The organism is Mesorhizobium sp. M8A.F.Ca.ET.218.01.1.1 (assembly GCF_004791165.1).
Taxonomy (GTDB): domain Bacteria; phylum Pseudomonadota; class Alphaproteobacteria; order Rhizobiales; family Rhizobiaceae; genus Mesorhizobium.
This window is the reverse complement of the sequence record NZ_SRUZ01000149.1, coordinates 1-314: the sequence shown is the minus strand read 5'-3', so window position 1 is coordinate 314 and position 314 is coordinate 1. Positions and strand designations below refer to the sequence as shown.

The following is a 314-nucleotide window of genomic DNA, read 5'->3' as shown; positions in this document are numbered from 1 at the left end:
GCGACTGTCGTCATCATCGCCGGTCTGACGATCGCAAGCTTCTACACTACCCGCAGCATCGGTGTCCCGAAGAGCGCCGCCCTCACGATCACAGTGCGGGGACAGCAATGGTGGTGGCAGGTATTCTATGCCGGCTCCGGTGCGACGTCCGGCTTTCAGACGGCCAACGAAATCCACATTCCCGTGCGGACGGATGTTCAGATCCGGCTTGAAGGCGCCGATGTCATCCATTCGTTCTGGGTGCCAAGCCTTGCCGGAAAGCAGGATCTCATCCCGGGTCGGTCTAGCAGCTTGCTGTTACGTTCCGAGAAGCC

General features: G+C 60.2%; 1 pseudogene. It reads left to right on the top strand.

Annotated elements, in window-relative coordinates:
- Positions 1-314: pseudogene (locus EN861_RS34780) on the top strand (cytochrome c oxidase subunit II); the annotation flags it as partial.